Below are 2,025 nucleotides of genomic sequence, written 5' to 3' on the forward strand. Positions count from 1 at the left end.
TGATGTTTTTACCGTACAACTTGTCAAGTTTCTCAAGACCGTATTGTTTAATTTTATCCTCCTCAAGAATGTCGTCAGGAGTAAGTTTTGTAAATTCTACAGCGATTAGTGGTGATCCTGGCCTTAGGTAATAGTTATTGTTTGTGAGGTTATGGATTGGTATCATGATTTTACCGCAAAACCCAGGGTCTATAAGAGGGCCAGTGCCAAGTAGTAAGCCCCTGTGAACATGGGTTATTGAAAGATTGAATCTCAGTGCAATATAAAACGGGATTAAAAAAGTTGCATCAACATCAATAAATGTAATTGAATTTCTTACCAAAGGTATCTTGTCGTGCTGTTCCAAGTTGCATTTATGATCTTTGATGACCTTGCCATCTTTATTTCTAGTCCACCTTATGTACTCGTTGCCTACGTTTACTTCATATGAGGCTGACTTCAATTGTTTTTCAGAAAAAGGGAAAATTACCCCAGTTTTTGATACATATTTTATAATGTCATGTCTGTTGAGCAAAGAAGGAAGAATTTTGGGGAATGGGTCTTTTAGTCTTGCCGTTTTTGCTAGTTGTTCAGCCTCTTCTAATCTTTCTGGGATTTCGTATGAAATATCTTCAAAATAAATTTCTTTTTTCATCTCATGACCTCCAACGCTGCATGGTTGTAGGCCCAAATCCTACGTAATCTGCCACCACACCTGTCGACTTTGATGCCATGTTAACGAATGATCGCACTTTGTCATGACTGGGAGATGCGTTGTAGGAGAGATAATCGAGATGATTAAGCACTGTCGCCGTGGGCTTGTTCACCTGTATCGCGCGTTTAACAATAGTTGCATCAAATCTGGCCACCCTCCTGATTCGCTTGCTCACACTGGTGATCTCTTGTAATGGTTCCTCGTAACCAGCCTCTCTGGTGATAGTTTCCCAATCCGTTGCATTAACCAGAGGGCCGGAATCCCCGCCGACACGGATGGGAAATGCCCGGATTACCATGACGATCTCATCCGCATCAAATGGGCTAAGGCCAGCTTCGGAAAGGAAGCCAGCAGCGGTGGTATCCCGGCTGGTCACATAGGGGTTAAACCGAGAATGCAGTGGTGAAAGCCCGAAACCCTGCGTTCCCTCCAGGATAATCCGTTCATCCCGTTGAAGTCGTCGGCGCAAGTCTTCGCTTACGTCTGCAATAAACTCGGCCAATTCCGGAACGTCTTTAGCAAAAAGAAGGTTTGGTGCCCTCTGTATGCGGGCGATCACCGCCGCTCCGGTACCGCTGCCGGTAGAGGCGATCCGTTCGACAAGGCCAGAATCTTGTTCCCGCTTTTTATGGTCTTCGGTAATGATCACAGCATAAGGATCGATCATCAGCCGGCTGGGAGCCAGCCGGACAAGTGCGATTTCATGCTTGAGAATGGCAGGGTCGATGTAGGTGCCGGCACACAGCACCAGCTTGACATCGGGCAAAATTGAGGCCGTGGGTAATTGTCTGAATATCAATGACTGGCCGTTACTGTCAATAACAGTGTGGCCCGAGTTGGTGCCGCCGCAGCGGATCGCCACCGTGGCCTTACGTTCTCTGGCCAGATAGTGCGCCACCTTCCCTTTTCCCTCGGAGCCATATTGGCCACCGACGATAACTGAAACCGGCATGGATCACCTCATTGGTGCAGGAATTGGCACAACTGCGCCCTTTCGCAAGCGGATCAAGCACTAAATTTCAGTTGCCACTCAGACCGGAAGCATGGAAAACGAAGGACCAAAGACCTCGTACAAAGTGGCCCGATCATCGGCCCCACGAACCCCCAGCACCGCTACTTTCTTAGCTTGCGATATATTTGCCAGTTTGGCCTTAATATGCCACTTCCTGAGTAAATCGATGTCTATTTTCATCTCGCGGGCCAGATTAACGGCCCTTTCGACAAGCTTATCATGATCCCCCAATGGTTCCTCTTGATTCAGGGTCATAGTTACATAGCCCTGATTTCGGAGCTTTGCAACAACCTTCTGGTCCTCGTCAGCCGTTACATCG

3 protein-coding genes are annotated in these 2,025 nt (G+C 47.4%); all 3 read right to left on the reverse strand.

Annotated elements, in window-relative coordinates:
• The coding region (locus tag ACHHRT_RS13700) for a dCTP deaminase domain-containing protein (protein ID WP_395500330.1) at positions 1-634 on the reverse strand (634 nt) is incomplete at its 3' end.
• Between the two features lies 1 nt (position 635).
• Positions 636-1,646 (reverse strand): adenylosuccinate synthetase, encoded by a 1,011-nt coding sequence (locus tag ACHHRT_RS13705; protein ID WP_395500331.1) that lies wholly within the window; start codon positions 1,644-1,646, stop codon positions 636-638.
• Positions 1,647-1,724: 78 nt separating this feature from the next.
• A partial coding sequence (locus ACHHRT_RS13710) for a hypothetical protein (protein WP_395500332.1) occupies positions 1,725-2,025 on the reverse strand: 301 nt, incomplete at its 5' end.

The sequence above is a fragment of the Desulfurivibrio modestus genome (genome assembly GCF_044068625.1).
GTDB lineage: Bacteria > Desulfobacterota > Desulfobulbia > Desulfobulbales > Desulfurivibrionaceae > Desulfurivibrio.